General features: G+C 44.2%; 16 protein-coding genes and 1 other annotated feature. All 16 genes read right to left on the bottom strand.

Annotation, left to right across the window (positions count from 1 at the left end):
- Positions 1–90: 90 nt before the first annotated feature.
- The 16 genes from uvrC to mnmG all read right to left on the bottom strand — a co-directional run bounded on the left by uvrC (position 91) and on the right by mnmG (position 17,455).
- Positions 91–1,890: an excinuclease ABC subunit UvrC gene (gene uvrC / locus Hs20B_RS00670; protein WP_172354598.1), complete on the bottom strand. Its 1,800-nt coding sequence runs from the start codon at positions 1,888–1,890 to the stop codon at positions 91–93.
- Between the two features lie 52 nt (positions 1,891–1,942).
- On the bottom strand, positions 1,943–3,175 hold the full coding sequence (gene rpsA, locus Hs20B_RS00665) for a 30S ribosomal protein S1 (protein WP_172354596.1): 1,233 nt from the start codon (positions 3,173–3,175) through the stop codon (positions 1,943–1,945).
- 146 nt (positions 3,176–3,321) lie between these two features.
- Positions 3,322–4,401: an iron-containing alcohol dehydrogenase family protein gene (locus Hs20B_RS00660; RefSeq protein ID WP_172355154.1), complete on the bottom strand. Its 1,080-nt coding sequence runs from the start codon at positions 4,399–4,401 to the stop codon at positions 3,322–3,324.
- A 7-nt stretch (positions 4,402–4,408) separates the two neighbouring features.
- Positions 4,409–5,182, bottom strand: a complete 774-nt coding sequence (gene trpA, locus Hs20B_RS00655; RefSeq protein ID WP_172354594.1) for a tryptophan synthase subunit alpha — start codon at positions 5,180–5,182, stop codon at positions 4,409–4,411.
- Entirely contained in the window at positions 5,182–6,381 is a 1,200-nt protein-coding gene (gene trpB, locus Hs20B_RS00650) for a tryptophan synthase subunit beta (RefSeq protein ID WP_172354592.1), read from the bottom strand. The genes trpA and trpB overlap by 1 nt, the downstream gene beginning before the upstream one ends.
- A gap of 37 nt (positions 6,382–6,418) precedes the next feature.
- On the bottom strand, positions 6,419–7,024 hold the full coding sequence (locus tag Hs20B_RS00645; RefSeq protein WP_172354590.1) for a phosphoribosylanthranilate isomerase: 606 nt from the start codon (positions 7,022–7,024) through the stop codon (positions 6,419–6,421).
- Complete coding sequence (gene trpC, locus Hs20B_RS00640) at positions 7,014–7,784, bottom strand: indole-3-glycerol phosphate synthase TrpC (RefSeq protein WP_172354588.1); 771 nt, start codon at positions 7,782–7,784, stop codon at positions 7,014–7,016. Before trpC ends, Hs20B_RS00645 begins: the two co-directional genes overlap by 11 nt.
- On the bottom strand, positions 7,785–8,789 hold the full coding sequence (gene trpD, locus Hs20B_RS00635; protein WP_172354586.1) for an anthranilate phosphoribosyltransferase: 1,005 nt from the start codon (positions 8,787–8,789) through the stop codon (positions 7,785–7,787).
- 38 nt (positions 8,790–8,827) lie between these two features.
- Positions 8,828–9,385 (bottom strand): aminodeoxychorismate/anthranilate synthase component II, encoded by a 558-nt coding sequence (locus tag Hs20B_RS00630; protein ID WP_172354584.1) that lies wholly within the window; start codon positions 9,383–9,385, stop codon positions 8,828–8,830.
- Positions 9,369–10,679, bottom strand: a complete 1,311-nt coding sequence (gene trpE / locus Hs20B_RS00625; RefSeq protein ID WP_371863833.1) for an anthranilate synthase component I — start codon at positions 10,677–10,679, stop codon at positions 9,369–9,371. The genes Hs20B_RS00630 and trpE overlap by 17 nt, the downstream gene beginning before the upstream one ends.
- Before the next feature lie 135 nt (positions 10,680–10,814).
- Positions 10,815–11,048 (bottom strand) — a binding site (T-box leader).
- Positions 11,049–11,222: 174 nt separating this feature from the next.
- Positions 11,223–13,319 (bottom strand): ferrous iron transport protein B, encoded by a 2,097-nt coding sequence (gene feoB, locus Hs20B_RS00620; RefSeq protein WP_172354580.1) that lies wholly within the window; start codon positions 13,317–13,319, stop codon positions 11,223–11,225.
- Positions 13,312–13,821 carry a FeoA family protein gene (locus Hs20B_RS00615; RefSeq protein WP_172354578.1) on the bottom strand — a complete coding sequence of 170 codons (510 nt, stop codon included), beginning with the start codon at positions 13,819–13,821 and terminating at the stop codon, positions 13,312–13,314. Before Hs20B_RS00615 ends, feoB begins: the two co-directional genes overlap by 8 nt.
- Positions 13,822–14,070: 249 nt before the next feature.
- On the bottom strand, positions 14,071–14,430 hold the full coding sequence (gene rplT / locus Hs20B_RS00610) for a 50S ribosomal protein L20 (protein ID WP_172354576.1): 360 nt from the start codon (positions 14,428–14,430) through the stop codon (positions 14,071–14,073).
- A 62-nt stretch (positions 14,431–14,492) separates the two neighbouring features.
- A complete protein-coding gene (gene rpmI, locus Hs20B_RS00605) occupies positions 14,493–14,693 on the bottom strand; it encodes a 50S ribosomal protein L35 (protein ID WP_172209913.1) in 201 nt (66 codons plus the stop codon).
- Positions 14,694–14,764: 71 nt separating this feature from the next.
- Positions 14,765–15,265 carry a translation initiation factor IF-3 gene (gene infC / locus Hs20B_RS00600; protein WP_172354574.1) on the bottom strand — a complete coding sequence of 167 codons (501 nt, stop codon included), beginning with the start codon at positions 15,263–15,265 and terminating at the stop codon, positions 14,765–14,767.
- A 318-nt stretch (positions 15,266–15,583) separates the two neighbouring features.
- Entirely contained in the window at positions 15,584–17,455 is a 1,872-nt protein-coding gene (gene mnmG / locus Hs20B_RS00595) for a tRNA uridine-5-carboxymethylaminomethyl(34) synthesis enzyme MnmG (protein WP_172354572.1), read from the bottom strand.
- Between the last annotated feature and the right edge of the window lie 10 nt (positions 17,456–17,465).

The following is a 17,465-nucleotide window of genomic DNA, read 5'->3' as shown; positions in this document are numbered from 1 at the left end:
ACTCACCCCCTCAATGTCTGTTTTCTTGAACTTTACTTCATTACCATTTTATCAAACTTTTCCCAAAAATGAAACGGGCAGCTGTTATCTCTATTTTTCACCATCTTTTTTGTCCATCTGATTTACTGCTAATACCGCGATAATTCGCTCAGCTACGTCATAGGGGATACCAGCTTCATGGATTTCTGACGGTGTTGCCGCCTGAATGTTTGTGAGCGACTTGAACGTTCTCATTAACTTTTGCTTGCGCTTTGGCCCGAGTCCATCAATGCCGTCTAACTTACTTGAAAATGAATTTTTCGAGCGCACCTGACGGTGGAAAGTAATGGCAAATCTATGGACTTCATCTTGAATCCGTTGCATCAAGAAAAATTCTTGACTCTGACGGCTCATGGGCACGACCGACAACGGTTCACCGAATAACAGCTCTTGCGTTTGGTGCTTGTCATTTTTAGCAAGACCCGCAATCGGTATATCAAGCCCCAGGCTATCCAAGATTTCCTTGGCAGCATTGATCTGACCGACGCCACCATCCATGATGATCAGATCCGGCAAGATACCGTCTTCCTTGATGGCACGACTATATCGTCGCAAAATCACCTCACGCATGCTGGCATAGTCATCAGGCCCCTCAACCGTCTTGATCTTGTACTTGCGATAATCTTTTTTAGACGGTTTACCATCTACAAACACCACCATAGCACTCACAGGACTCGTCCCTGAAATGTTTGAATTATCAAAACTTTCGATGCGATGTGGTGTTGGAATATTCATCATACTGCCCAGATTTTCCACGGCACCACGCGTTTTTTCGATTGATTTTTCAGCTAGGTCAAATTTTTGCTGCAAACTGACACGGGCATTTTTAGTTGCAAGATTAACCAACTGCTTCTTTTCTCCACGAGATGGCTGATACACTTTAGTCTGCGTCAGCGCCCTCACAGACTCCAGGTCAATATCAGAAGGAATGAAAATCTCCTTTGGAATAAAGTGCTCATTTTCCTTGTAAAACTGACCCACATACGTCAAGAAATCCTCATCCGCATCGTTATAGTAAGGAAAAAGATTGACATCCCGCTGAATGAGCTTGCCCTGCCGCACGAAAAAGACTTGCACACACATCCAGCCCTTATCCACCGCATAGCCAAAGACATCACGGTCCTGCAAATCCTGGTTCATAACCCGCTGCTTGGTCCGCAACGTGCCGATACTTTTGACCAAATCACGATATTCCGCAGCTTTTTCAAACTCAAAATCCGCCGCAGCCGCGTGCATCTTGGTATCCAGCTCCTTAACTATCTTATCCTCACCACCGTTTAAAAATTTGCTAATCTCATCTGTCATACCCCGATAAACACTCGGATCTATGTCAAACACACAGGGCGCCAGACACTGGTGCATATGATAGTAAAGGCAGACTTTATTGGGCAAGATATGACATTTCCTAAGCGGGAAAACTCGATCCAGTAAATGTTTGATTTCATTTGCAGCACCGACATCTGGATAGGGACCAAAATACTGTGAACCATCTTTTTTAACCTGCCGCGTAATCAATAAACGCGGATATTTTTCGCGTGTAATTTTGATAAACGGATAAGACTTGTCATCTTTGAGCATGATATTGTACTTAGGCATGTTTTCTTGGATCAAGTTAATCTCAAGTAAAAGTGCCTCAATATTTGACTCTGTCACAATATACTCAAAATCAACAATTTCTGATACTAAAAGCTCTGTTTTCGTATCATGTGATCCCCGAAAATACGACCGCACGCGATTTTTTAAATTTTTCGCCTTGCCGACATAGATGATTGTCCCGTTTTTATCTTTATGTAAATAACAGCCAGGGCTGTCAGGTAAAAGTTCTAACTTCGCTTTGATTGTTGCATTCATACTTCCTATTATAACAAAAAAACGCCCTTTCGGACGTTCTTCAAAATTTCAATTAAAAGTTATTGATATCGAAATCGTCACCCAAGAAATCAGCAAGTGAGAAGCCTTCTTGTGTTTCCGGAAGTGTGTATTCAGGTTTTGCGTTACGACGTGGTGCACGTGGTTTAGAATCGCGACGTTGTCCACCGTTATCTGAGTCGTTTGAACGTTCTTTACGTGCAGGTGCTTCAGTAAGGGCTTTGATAGACAATGAAATGCGTTCTTCAGCAGGTTTTACGTCAAGTACTTTAACTTGTACGGCTTGACCAACTGACAAGACATCTTTAGCATTTTCAACACGTTCCCAAGAGATTTGAGAAATGTGAACCAGACCTTCAACACCTGGGAAGATTTCAACGAATGCACCAAAGTCAGTGATACGTTTAACAGTACCATCAAGGACAGATCCAACTGGTGCTTTTTCTTCAATGTCATCCCAAGGGCCAGGCTGTGTTGCTTTAAGAGAAAGTGAAACACGACCAGCTTCTTCGTCAACTTTCAAGACTTTAACTTGAACAGTTTCGCCAACTTTAACAACATCACTAGGTTTTTTAACACGTCCGTGCGACAATTCTGTCACGTGAACAAGTCCGTCAACACCGCCAAGGTTGATGAAAGCACCGAAGTCAGTTGTACGTGCAACAGTTCCTTCTACGATATCACCTTCATGCAAGTTAGCAAAAGCCTCAGCACGTTGTGCTTTAGACGCTTCTTCAACAACAGCACGACGGCTCAAGATGAAACGTTTGTCAGCAGCATTGACTTCGATGATTTTCGCATCAAATTCTTCACCGACAAATTTCTTAGTGTCACGGACAAAGTAAGTATCAATCATAGATGCTGGGATGAAGCCACGAACACCGTTGAAATCTACAGACAAGCCACCTTTAACGTCTTTTGCAACTTTAACAGTGACAACTTCGCCTTCTTTACCTTCAAGCTCAGTGAATGCTTTACGTGCAGCAAGACGTTTTTCAGAAAGCAAGTAGACATTTGCACCTTCTGATTCTTTACCGACGATTTGTTTCACAACCAAAAGGTCGCGAACATCGCCAGCTTTGACGAAGTCATTTATATCAGCGTCACGTTCGTTTGTGAGTTCGCGAAGCGTCAAAACACCCTCAACACCTGTACCAACGATAGCTACAGTAGCTTGATCGCCTTCAACAGTGAGGATTTCACCGCTTACGACGTCACCGACTTTAACGTCACCGACGCTGTTCAATAGTTCTTCAAATTCGTTCATTTTTTAAAAAGTTTCCTCCAACAATTTGACTAATACCTACTTTTTACGATAAATACAGTCCTAATGTTTATTTTAGCACATTATTTTCAAAAAGAAAAGCGTTTTTAGTCAGAAAACACTTTTCTTTTTTAGCTTTTGTCTCTTTTTTATTGATTTTCAACAAACTTTGCCAATTTTTCAATAGCATCCATCACTTTATCAGCTGTAATCGACTCATCAAGCAGTTTAAAACTTTCAAAATCACTTGCTGAAAACGTTGCCATCTCTCTCAGATGACCTCGGTCAGTATTTGTAATTGCAAGCTGAGATAGTCGGATTGGCAGATTGATTTTTTGATAAAACGGCAATAATTTTCTGATTTCATCAAAGTCATTGGTATAAGCAAGCTGGACCAAAACGCCATAAGCGACTTTAGCCCCGTGCAATATCGGATGTGTTTCAGGCAACAGGGTCATGCCATTATGGACGGCATGCGCGCCAGCTGTTCTGCCATAAAGTCCTGCAAATCCACCAACTGTCCCTGATAATCCGATAATGGCATCTGTGATGTTGCCAAATGCTGCTGACAACTTTTGCGACGTCAAATCTGCTATTGCCTGGTCAGAACTCGCGAGTAGAATCGCTAAGATCTCACGTGCACTGGCAATGCCAAGTCTGATAAAAGCTGTTTTCTCGTCGTCAGAAAGGTGTCGCGTCAAGCCTTCAATCTCGTACCATTTGGCGACTGTATCCCCGATACCTGCGATAAAATAATCATGTGGCGTCTGCAACAAAAACTGATAATCGACAATCGTTAGAAAGCTGGCGCGAATTTGCCCGCCAATACGCTTAAATGAATGATCAGGGTTATATACCGCAGTCACTGGCGTGTAGGGTGCACAGTTCGAGATAATCGTCGGCACCAGCACCAAATCGCTATGCAAAACTTCTGCTGTCAGCTTTGCTGTATCCATGACACGGCCGCCACCAATGCCAACCACGGCATCTGCATGACCAATGGCCGTAGCTAAACGCGCCGCGTCCTCATCACTTGCCGATCCGTCATAGCGAAAAACCTGATACGGTAATTTTTCAGGCATATAGCTTTGAAAAACGTCATAAGACTTTTCCCCCGTTATCACCGCAACCGTCTCAAACTCTGCCAGATAATCCGTCAAATCTAACAAAACGCCCGCACCCGCCATGTAGCGGTTGGCTCCTGGTCTCACTTCTGCTGTTAAATCCACCATTTTTTTATACCTCACTTGCTTGTTTCAAAAAGTCAGCGACTTCTGACGAACGCTTTTCATGTAGCGCCTTGACAATGTATGACCCTATAATCACACCGTCAACAACCTTGCGAAATCCCTTGACATGATCAATCGTAGACACACCAAATCCAGCAAGAACAGGCGCGTCAGAAAGCTCTGACAGGTGCTGTAAATGCTGATTTAGGTCAGCACGGTAGTCATGACCTGCCCCTGTCACACCATTGACCGTTACAGCATAGATAAAGCCTTCTGCATTTTTCACAAGCTCAGCCTGCCGCTCAGGAATACTTGTCAACGTTACAAGTGGCACAAGCGCAATATCGCTATCAGCCAAAAATGGCGTGATCATATTTTCATGCTCACGTGGGACGTCTGGCAAAATCAGACCTTTTACCGCTGTCTCTTTAAGGTCTGTGATAAATTTCTCAATTCCATACTTATAAATCGGGTTAAAATAGCTCATGATAACAAGCGGAACATCTGTTGTCACGGTTTTTAATGTCTCAATCACATTTGTCAAAGTTGTCCCGTTTTTTAAAGAACGAATCCCCGCAAGCTCAATCACAGGGCCATCTGCTACTGGATCTGAAAAAGGAATCCCGACTTCAATCGCACTGGCACCATTTGCCACTAAAAACTCAATGGTTTCAGGCAATCCCGCAACGCCTTTTTCGTGGTCGCCAGCCATGATGTAGGGCACGATAAGCGTTTTATCGGCAGCTTTGAGCGCTGTCAGATGTTGACCTAAAGTTTTCATTAGAATTCTCCTTTTTCGGCACGTTCCTTGATTTGCGCCACATCCTTGTCCCCACGCCCGCTCAGGCAGACGATGATAGACTCATCTTTGCCGTAGCGTTTGGCAAGTTCAGGGAGCTTTGCAATGGCGTGCGAACTTTCTAAAGCTGGGATGATCCCTTCTGTGACGCAAAGCATTTTAAAACCTGCCAAAGCCTCATCGTCAGTCGCAGAGATGTACTCAGCACGACCCGTTTCGTTCCAGTGGCAATGTTCAGGGCCAAGACCAGGATAGTCCAGACCCGCAGAAATGCTGTACGCTTCTTCTACCTGACCATTTTCATCTTGCAACAGGCGCATGATATTGCCGTGGAGCACGCCATCAGTTCCTCGATTGATTGAGGCAGCTGTTTCACCGCTGTCAAGCCCACGACCTGCCGCCTCAACACCAATCATTGCAACGTCTGCGTCATTGACAAAGGGATAGAAAAGCCCTGCTGCATTTGAGCCGCCACCGACACAGGCAACGACCGCTGCAGGTAATTTACCTGTTTTTTCCAAAATCTGAGCTCTGGCTTCACGACCGATGACCGACTGAAAATCACGCACCATTTCTGGAAATGGCGCAGGTCCAGCTGCAGTGCCTAAGATATAATGCGTATCCTCCACGCTTTCAACCCAGGCACGCAATGCCGCATTAACTGCATCCTTGAGCACACTCGATCCGTCCGTCACAGAGACTACTTCGGCGCCTAGCAACTGCATGCGAAAGACATTGAGCTCTTGGCGTTTGACGTCTACGGCACCCATATAAATCTTACATTCCATGCCAAAAAGCGCTGCCGCTGTCGCCGTTGCAACACCATGCTGACCAGCACCCGTTTCAGCGATGACCTTATTTTTGCCCATTTTCTTAGCTAGCATGACTTGTGCAAGGGCATTGTTGATTTTGTGTGCCCCAGTATGGTTGAGATCTTCACGCTTGAAATAAATCCGTGCGCCACCAAGTTTTTCTGTTAAATTTTTAGCAAAATAAAGCGGATTTTCACGCCCAACATAATCTTTTAACAAGTAATTCAGCTCATCTTGAAAGGCTTGGTCAGTTTTGCTGGCTTCATAAGCTGCTTTGAGTTCTTTAACAGCGTACATCAGTGTTTCAGGCACAAATGTTCCACCGTAAGTACCGAAAAATCCGGCATCATCTGGGTTTTTATAAGTCATATTTTTCTTTCTATTTGTAAAATCAGTGATTTTCTCGTTAGGCTTTCAAGCTATTGCTAATAAATTTTTCAATCTTTACTAAATCTTTTTTACCGTCCGTTTCAACGCCGGAGCTGACGTCTACACCATTTGGCTGGAAGATCGTGATGGCAGTTGCGACATTGTCTGGTGTCAAACCACCTGCGACAAAAAAACGGTAGCCATCTAAAGCCGCAAGATCGACCTTATCCCAGTCAAAACTAGCACCACTGCCGCCTGCAAACTGTGCTGGTGGTGCGTCAAGTAAAAGGATATGATTTTTGAAATCAGCAATCTCATCGGGAATTTTCCCGTCTGTAATACCAAATGCTTTAATCACAGGAACTGGTAAGTTGTCAGCAAATTCTGAATTTTCTTGTCCATGTAATTGTACCATGTCAAGTCCTACTTTTTCAACTATTTCTGTTATAGTTGCTGGGTCTTCATTGACAAATAAGCCGACTTTTTTGATTGTTTTCGGGACAAATTTTGCCAGATATTTGGCATATTCTGGCGTGACCTGTCGCTTACTTTTTGCAAAGACAAAGCCAACATGTGTGGCACCATCACGAACGGCTTCCTTGACAGCTTCTTCGGTGGATAGGCCACATATTTTAATCCACATGACGTGCCACCTGTAAGTTTTTTGCTGCAACAATCGGATTGCCATCTTTCATCAGCGCTTCACCGACCAGCACCGCTCGAAAATCATTGGCGACTTGATCAGCCTCGACAGCTGATTTGATGCCTGACTCTGAGATATAAAAACGATCATTTTTTTGCAAAGGCACAAGCTCAAGGCTGTTTTGAATATCCACTTCAAAGGTTTTGAGGTTTCGATTATTAACACCGATCAACTCAGCATTGATACTGTGCGCAATCGCAAGTTCTTCTGCATTGTGCACCTCGACTAATACTTCGAGCCCGAGCGACGCCGCATAGTCATACAGCTCTTTCAAGTCCGACTCAGACAGAGCAGCAACAATCAAAAGCACAATCGTTGCACCACTATTGACCGCACGCGCAATCTGCTTTTTGTCAATGATGAAATCTTTGTTTAAAACGGGAATGTCAACGTTTTTAGCAACCAAACGAAGGTCGTCAATGTTGCCTTTAAAAAAGACAGGGTCCGTCAGAACGGAAATCGCTGAGACGCCAGCTTTTTCATAGCTCTTTGCTTGTTCAAGCACGTCTACATCCAAGTTGATTGCACCTAGTGACGGTGAGGCACGTTTGACTTCACCGATGACTTGCAGCTGGTCTGGATTTTCTTTCAATCGTGTGACAAATCCCTTAACTTGTCGCACTTTCCCTGGCGTTTCATCTGGCATCTGTGCGACTTCTAACGCTTTTTCAGCTAGGATTTTTTCTAAAAAATCTGCCATTTATTTAACCTCCTGCATCTCAGCAAGTTTTTTGGCAGCAGCGCCGCTTGCGATGACGTCACGCGCTTTTGCAACGCCTGCTTCAATCGTGTCAACAATTCCTGCCGCAAAAAAGCCTAGTCCAGCGTTCAAAACCGTGACTTCAAGGAAAGGACTTGCCACATTATTTAGGACATTTTTCAGGATTTCCGCATTTTCCTTGCCCTCGCCACCTCGAATTTCTTGTAGCGTCACGCGCGGCATGCCGATACTTTCATTGTCGAACTCATGCACCGTAATGTTTCCTGCTTCATCAAGCAGCGCATACTGATTAACACCGTCGAGGCTTGCTTCATCCATGTTGTTTGGGCCACTTACGACGAGGGCACGTCTACGTCCCAATGATTTGAGCACTTCAGCCGTCGTCACCAATAAATCACGACGTGAGGTCCCTAGCAACTGCGTATCCAGATTGACAGGATTTGTGAAAGGGCCGATGAGATTGAGCACCGTGCGCACTTCAAGCTCACGGCGAACCGGCATGACATAGCGCATATTAGGGTGGACGTGCTGAGCAAATAGAAAGACAAGGCCGGTTTGCTCAAAAATGGCTGCCAATTCTTCTGGTGTGTGATAGAGATTGATACCAAGCGCTTCCAAGACATCAGCTGATCCTGATTTTGACGAAATAGAGCGATTGCCGTGCTTGGCCATTTTCACGCCACCAGCCGCAAGCACAAAGGCAGACGTCGTTGATACGTTAAATGAAAATGACAGGTCGCCACCTGTACCACAGTTATCCATGGCGGTCGTAATCGTCGTCGGAATTTTCAGCGCTTTTTCGCGCACCACATCAACAATGCCAGCCATTTCATCGACTGTCTCACCTTTCATGGCAAGGGCAATAAGAATCGACGCAAGCTGTGAATCGGTTAACTCACCATTGAACATCGAGTTTGCAAGTTGATTGACCTCATAACGTGTGAGGTTTTCGCGGTTCATGAGTTTGACTAGGTTTTCTTTCATTTTTGATACACTTTCTACTATTTTTCTCTGACGTCAGCTTATAAGTTTACAAAATTCTCAATCATTCGCAAGCCATCAGGCGTGCCTATACTTTCTGGGTGATATTGCATGCCGTATATTGGTAGTGTTTTGTATTGAATTGCCATGATTTCATGGTCGTCTGTTGTTTTTGAGACGATGTCAAAGTCCGCTGGCATGTCTGAGATGACGATTGAGTGATAGCGCATGATTTCATGCGTTTTTGAAATGCCTGCCAATAACGGCGTCTCTTTCAAGCTTTCAGCCATTGACGTTTTGCCATGCATGATCCGTTTTGCCAAGTCCAACTTGCCGCCAAAAACTTCAGCAATAGCTTGGTGTCCGAGACAAATCCCCAGAATCGGTTTTTCACCTGCGAAATCTTTGATCATGGCTTCCATTTGACCTGCGTCAGCCGGCCAGCCTGGGCCTGGTGAGAAGACGATTTTATCTGCTCTACTCGCCTCGTCGTAGAGATGCTTGTCATCATTTCGCAAGACTTTGACCGTATCGAACTCGCCGATGTACTGCGCGAGGTTATAGGTGAAGCTGTCGTAGTTATCAACTAATAAAATCATTACTTTCTCCAATCTGTGTCATGGCTTTTGCTTTGTTAAGCGTTTCCTGATACTCGTTTTCGGGGACGCTATCAAAGACGATGCCTGCGCCTGCTTGGGCGTGCGCTTTGCCGTCTTTTAGCACCATGGTCCTAAGCGCAATGGCAAAATCCATGTCCGAATTACTTGACAGGTAGCCGATTGCACCAGCATAGATGCCACGCTTAGTTTTTTCTAGCTCATAAATGCGCTGCATGGCGCGGATTTTCGGCGCACCAGACACGGTACCCGCAGGCAAGGTTGATTTGAGCGCGTCAAGACTCGTCACATTATCAAGCAACTCACCTTTGACCACGCTCGTCAGATGCATGACATAGCGGAAATACTCGACTTCCATGTATTTGGTGACTTTGACTGTTCCGATTTTGGCAATTTTGCCAATGTCATTACGTCCGAGATCGACTAACATGCGGTGTTCTGCGACTTCTTTTTTATCAGAAAGTAGATCTGCCGTCAAACGCTCGTCTTCTAGCTCTGAGCTGCCACGCGGTCGTGTTCCTGCAATGGGATTAGTGGTGACGACGCCATTTTTGACTGAGACAAGACTTTCAGGACTTGCACCCATGATCTGATAATCTCCAAAATCCAGAAAATAAAGGTAATTTGACGGATTCGTCAGACGCAGATTCCGATAATAATCAAATGGATTGCCCGTCAGATCACTCGTCAAACGCTGGCTGAGTACAATCTGAAACATGTCACCATTTTTGATATATGTTTTTGCTTTCTCCACCATTTTGATAAAATCAGCTTTTTCAGTATTAGACTGAAATGACAGCTTATTGAGCTTGACCGTTTCAAACTCAGCTTTGTGAGGTCGCGTCAGATTTGACAAAACAAGCTCCATAGCAAGCTTTGCGTCTGCGTCAGAACGACCGCTGTAAATGTCCGACTCAACAATAGTAATCTGCTCTTTTTTATGGTCAAAAACGAGATACGACTCGTACAAAAAGAAATGCAAGTCAGGTGTGCCAATCACGTCCTTTGGAATCTGACCGATATTTTCATAAAAAGAAATCGTGTCGTAGCTGACAAATCCAATCGCACCACCTGTAAAGGGCAGATCTGAGACAACTTTATTTTTCACCGTCAACTCGCCCAGATAATCCAGCGGATCGCCAGTTTTTTCAATACCATTGTCCGTCAGAACGCCATTTTCAAACTTGATTTCATGGACGGGATTATAGGCAATCATCGAATAACGTGAATTTTCTTTTTCCCTCGGGATCGACTCCAGGATGATTTTACGTTTCATATCCAAGCGTAAATACGCCAAAATTGGTGTGATAATGTCAGCATTGATTGTTTTTCTTAAAGTCATAAGCCAAGTCTTTCTAGTCTGTCAATTTCTCAAAATCGATACAAAAAAATCCCCGACAAAAATTAATTTGTCGAGGACGTTATAACACGCGGTGCCACCTCAATTTGACAGAAAAAGCCTGTCATCTCATTCCCTCTAACAAGGGTGTGTGCGGTATCGAGCACGGACGTGATTTTTATTGTTTCAAATCAAATTCATTTTCCTAGCAGCCCATTCGCCTAGTCTGAACTCTTGTCTCGCAATGACCGACAAGTCTCTGAAAATTCATTGACTAAGCTACTTCTTTCTGCTAATAAAACTAATTTTACGACTATTTTTGTAGAATGTCAAGTGGAAATATGATATTTTATTTCATCTGTTCTTTTACAGGACAGCTACAATTACAATCGTCACAGGCACCTCGAGCTTTGATATACTTGTAAAAAGCAAACCCAGCGCCTATAATGGCAAGAAAAAAGATAATCATCGTTTGGATATTCATACAAGCACACTTTCTTTTGGTAGCACATAGGCTGGTTTTCTAAAGAGATAGTAAAGACAGGTTGCAAAGGCAAGCACTGCAACAATGGCAAGTGGACTAAAACGCCCTGTGAGCATAACATTACCCAACTGATAGATGATAAAGCTAAACACATAGGCAATCCCGCACTGAAAGCCAACGGCTATGGCGGTCCACTTGGCGGTCCCCATCTCGCGATAAATGGCCCCTATGGCCGCAAAACATGGTGCGCACAGGAGATTAAACGTCAAAAGCGTGTAAGCTGAAAGCGCCGTAAAATGCTGCGTCATAGCAGTATTCAGCGCGGCACCACCTTTGGCATGGTAAAGCACGCCCATGGTCGATACCAGCGTTTCTTTGGCAAGAAGGCCTGTAAACGTCGACACCGTCGCCTGCCAAGACGTCCAGCCAAGCGGCGCAAATAACGGCATGATCAAGCGACCGATATCAGCCAAAATTGACTGATCCGTTGGCACCTCATGCAGATGAAAATCAAAGGTCATCATAAACCAGAGTAAAATCGTTGTCGCGAGGATAATTGTCCCAGCACGCTTGATAAAACTAAGCGCCTTGTCAAAGGCATAGCGCAGCACATTTGACCATTTGGGCAGGTGGTAATTTGGCAATTCCATGATAAATGGTGTTACAGATCCGCCTAAAAACTTCGTTTTCTTGAGCATGATACCGCTCAGGATAATCGTCAAAATACCGATAAAATAGGCACTTGGCGCAATCAATGAGTTATTTGGAAACAGAGCACCAGCAACAAGCGCAATAATCGGCAGCTTGGCTGAGCAAGGCATGAAAGTTGTCACCATGATCGTGATTTTTCTGTCACGTTCATTTTCAATCGTACGTGAGGCCATGACGCCTGGAATCCCGCATCCTGTTGCAATCAGCATTGGAATGAAGGATTTTCCTGATAAGCCAAAACGTCTGAAAACACGGTCCATGACAAAGGCAACACGACTCATGTAACCCGAGTCCTCAAGAATGCCCAGACAGATGAAAAGAACAAAAATTTGCGGAATGAAACCAAGTACAGCACCGACCCCAGCAATGATCCCGTCCAAAATCAAGTGCTGTCCAATCGGTGCAATTTGTAAGGCATCTAACCCTTTTTGTGCAAGATCTGGCACCAGATTGCCAAATAACTGATCATTTATCCAGTCGGTTCCCATGGTGCCAACCGTCTGAATGCTCAGAAAATACACGGCCCACATGACAAATAGGAAAAATGGCAGACCAAAAAATCGTGAGGTTACAAATTGGTCAATCTTGTCAGAAATGTTGAGTCTGATGCCTTGTGTCTTGCGCTCGACCAGCTCGACTAACTTGGTCAGATACTGATAGCGCTCATTTACCACGATGCTTTGTCGGTCATCTAAAAAAATGTCCTCAGTGATTTTGACAATTTCTGAGACGTCATCTACTTGCGATTGACTCAAGCTAACTTTCTTTAAAATCTTGGCATCATTTTCAAAAACTTTAATCAGGTCAAAGCGGTTGTCAAGCTGTGTTGCTACCGAAAGTTCTGACAGACTCGCCTCAAAACGTTCATCAAAATGCAGGTGAACTTCAGGCGGCGCAGCTTTTTTCGCCGTCACAATCAGCTCATCAAAGCCTTTGTTTTTGAGGGCAGAGATTGAAACGACCGGAACACCTAACGAATAAGCAAGTTTTTCCATGTCGATAAAAATGTTATTACGCGCAAGCAAATCCGTCATGTTCAGCGCTAAAATCACAGGTTTCCCGATCTCAATCAGCTGCGTCGTCAGATAGAGATTGCGCTCGATATTTGTCGCATCGATGATATTGATGACGGCATCATAGTCGTCAGACAAGAGATAGTCACGCGTGACATTTTCTTCCGGCGTAAAGGGTGACAGCGAATAAATTCCCGGCAAATCTTGGATGATAATCGTCTTATTTTTGACATATCTGCCTGATTTCCGCTCAACCGTCACACCTGGCCAATTGCCGACGTACTGATTTGAACCTGTTAGCAGGTTCAAACTCGAGGTTTTACCTGAGTTGGGATTACCAACGAGCGCTAGTCTGATGTTTTCAGCCATTTGCAAGCACACTCACTTCCACTTTTTCAGCTTCATTTTTACGCAGTGTTAGCTCATAGCCACGCACATGCAACTCCATCGGATCACCTAGTGGCGCCACTTTTCTGACGAAAATACGTGTACCACGCGTCACACCCATATCAAGTAGACGACGTTTCAGCGCTTCATTATGACGATGCGCCGTCAAATCATCATCCTTGTCAGCCGTTAGAATACCTTGCACCATCGCCGTCTGACCAGGTTTGACGTCAGACAAAGTTTTGAGATTTTCCTTACCCACTAGTTCCTTTGACACTGTAATCATCGCAAGCAGTGTCGTATCCAGCGCAACACGCGAGTTGTGAATCAAAACGACACCATTATGGCTGTCACGATTCATAATTGCAACCCGTGCATTTTTGATGATACCTAGATTTTGCAGCTGCTTTTTCGCCTCAGTACTTCCAGCCAGATTTGCCACAAAATAGGTCTGCTTCAAAGGACAATTGCTCAATGTTAACATACTAAAATTACCATCTATTCTATCTATAAGTGCCCTAGGACTATCCCCTGGCACACTGCCTTTCACTTATTAGTTATCAAAACTAAATATAAAGCAAATTTCACTACAAAATTCAAATAATTTGCCTATGAATTTATTATAACACAAAAAGTAAAGTATGTTGGACATAAAATGAAAGTATTTTGCGACATTTTCAACTTATCAATAAAACAAAAAACGTGAGCGATCTAAATCACTCACGTTTCCATATTATTTAGCCAAGTTTTTCTTAGCTTCATCAGCCAAAGCTGTGAAAGCTGCTGCGTCGTTGACTGCGAGGTCAGCGAGCATTTTACGGTTGACTTCGATTTCAGCCAATTTCAAACCATGCATCAATTTTGAATAAGACAAACCGTTGATACGAGCTGCCGCATTGATACGTGCAATCCACAACTTACGGAAATCACGTTTCTTTTGACGACGGTCACGGAATGCATAGTTATATGAATTCATGACTTGTTCTTTGGCAGTACGGAACAAAGTATGTTTTGCTCCATAATAACCTTTCGCAAGTTTCAGTACACGTTTACGACGTTTGCGGCTTACAACGCCACCTTTAACACGAGCCATTGATAATTCTCCTTATATATATCTTAGTTTAATGTAGTTCTGCGATCTGAAAATGTCTCTTATTATTTAAGAGAGTAAACCATTTTACGGATACGTTTAAAGTCACCAGTTGACACCATACCAGCTTTACGCAAGTGACGACGTTGTTTTTTAGTTTTCCCGTGGAAACGGTGGCTTGTATAAGCTTTGAAACGTTTCAAGCCTCCAGAACCTGTACGTTTGAAACGTTTTGCTGAAGCGCGATGTGATTTTTGTTTAGGCATTGCTAAAATCTCCTCTATTTTTTTGAATCAGGCTTTCTGACGAAGCTTAAACTGCCATGTCAGAAATGACCTTATTTCTTCTTTTCGCCGGGTGCAAGCTGCATGAACATTTGACGTCCATCCATCTTAGCACGTTGCTCGACGTGCGCAATATCTTGGGTTGCGATAACAAAATCGTCCAAGACTTTTTGACCAACATCTTTGTGGGTGATCATCCGCCCTTTGAAGCGGATAGAAACCTTGACTTTGTTTCCTTTTTCAAGGAATTTACTTGCTTGACGCAATTTTGTATCAAAGTCATTTTGGTCAATAACCGGAGACAATCGAACTTCTTTGACTGTTACGACAGCCTGATTTTTCTTTTGTTCCTTGAGTTTTTTCTTTTGCTCAAATTTGAATTTGGTGAAATCCATAATTTTCGCAACAGGGGGTGTTGCTTGCGCTGAAATCAAAACCAAGTCCATATCTTGATCCATGGCTTGCTCAAGCGCGTCGCGAGTTGGCGTGATGCCAAGTTGATCGCCGTCTGCTGAGATTAAGCGAACTTCGCTTGCACGAATCGCTTGATTCATTGTGACTCTTTCTCTTGCTATGACTGTTCTCCTTACAATTAAGATGTCGCCTTATCCAAAACGGATAAGCCGCGCAATTAATTTACCTATCTGCTGGCTAAAAGAGCCAACGTCTTTATTGAAAAACAACTGAAAAACAAAGCGAGCTTTCATCAGAAAGCCCGCTATAAAATGATAACTCTGAAATCAGAGATTAAATTCATCTTCAATGCCAAGTAGCTTGCGCAATATTGGCGAGAAAGCGGGGGCTTTCTGCTTTTCAACTTCTCTAGTATATCATAGCTTTGACTCCCCGTCAATAGCTTTGACTAAAAAAACTTATTTTCCTTCCAAATAAACCATCAAAATTGAAATATCAGCAGGATTGACTCCTGAAATGCGGCTAGCTTGGCCAATTGTTTCAGGATTGATTTTTTTGAACTTCTGACGAGCTTCTGTGGCGATGCTATCAAGTACGTCCCAGTCAATATTTTTAGGGATTTTTTTAGCTTCCAAACGGTGCATTTTCGACACTTGATCTAGGGCTTTTTTGATGTAGCCTTCATATTTGATCTCAGTTTCAATCAGCTCAATAATCTTGCTGTCAAGCATCTCTGGGGCAGGACCGATAAACTGCGTCGCAATCTCGTAAGTGATCTCTTGACGGCGCATAAATTCTGCTGCTGTGAGTGCATCTGTCAATGGCTTAAAGCCTAGCGCTTCTATTTTAGCATTCGTTTCTGCAATTGGTTTGAGTTTATTTTTGGCAAGGCGCAGCATTTCGTTTTCATACTGGTATTTTTTGATGTCAAATGTTGTCCAACGTTCGTCAGAAACCAGTCCAACCTCACGCCCAAGGGGCGTCAAACGCATATCAGCATTATCATGACGTAAAATCAAGCGATACTCTGCCCGGCTCGTCAGAAGACGATAAGGCTCAATTGTGCCCTTGGTCACAAGGTCATCAATCATCACGCCAATGTAGGCGTCAGAACGCTTGAGGATAAACTCAGGCTTGCCTTGTGCTTTAAGCGCTGCATTGATCCCTGCAATCAACCCTTGACCCGCAGCCTCTTCGTAGCCAGATGTCCCGTTAGTCTGACCAGCTGTAAACAAGCCCGAAATCAACTTGGTTTCAAGTGTGGCACGCAATTGGTGCGGCAAAACGACATCATACTCAATCGCATAGCCAGGGCGCATGAGCTCAGCGTTTTCAAGCCCTGGAATCGAATGCAAAATGTCAAACTGCACTTCCTCAGGCATAGAGGTTGAGAGCCCCTGCACGTAGACTTCTTCAGTCTGACGGCCTTCAGGCTCCAAAAAAAGCTGATGACGCGGCTTGTCAGCAAAACGCACGATTTTATCCTCGATTGACGGGCAATAGCGTGGCCCGACACCTTTTACCATGCCTGAAAACATCGGTGCCCGGTGCAGGTTATTTTGGATGATTTCATGCGTTGAAAGCATGGTATAAGTCAGCCAGCAAGGGACTTGATCCGTCAGATAGTCTGCGTCTTTTGACAAAAATGAAAAATGATTTGGCTTGGTATCACCAGGTTGAATCTCAGTCTTGCTGTAATCAATGCTACTTGCCTTAACGCGTGGTGGTGTTCCCGTCTTAAAACGACCAATCTCAAAGCCCAGATTTCGCAGATTATCAGCCAAGCCAACAGAGGCAAGCGAGTTGTTAGGACCTGACGAATACTGGAGCTCACCTATGATGATTTCTCCACGCAAAGCTGTCCCAGTCGTGATGACAACTGATGTGGCACCATAGTTTGAGCCCGTCGCAGTTCTGACGCCTATGATTTTGTCATCTTCAACTAGGATTTCTTCCACCATGGCTTGACGTAGCGTCAGATTTTCCGTTGTCTCAATCGTTTTTTTCATCTCAGCTGCATACAAATCTTTGTCAGCCTGCGCCCGCAAGGCGCGAACCGCTGGACCTTTACCTGTGTTTAGCATTTTCATCTGGATGTACGTCTTATCAATATTGCGCCCCATCTCGCCACCCAGGGCATCAATCTCACGCACCACGATCCCTTTTGCTGAACCACCAACCGCTGGATTGCACGGCATGAATGCGACCATATTGAGATTGATTGTAAGCAACAAAGTCTTACTGCCCATACGTGCAGCCGCAAGCGCAGCCTCACTACCTGCGTGGCCAGCCCCGACAACGATTACATCAAAATGCTCTTGAAACTTCATCTTATCTCCT

This window comes from Pseudolactococcus insecticola, assembly GCF_011170065.1.
GTDB classification, from domain to species: domain Bacteria; phylum Bacillota; class Bacilli; order Lactobacillales; family Streptococcaceae; genus Pseudolactococcus; species Pseudolactococcus insecticola.
This window is presented reverse-complemented; position numbering and strand designations above follow the sequence as displayed.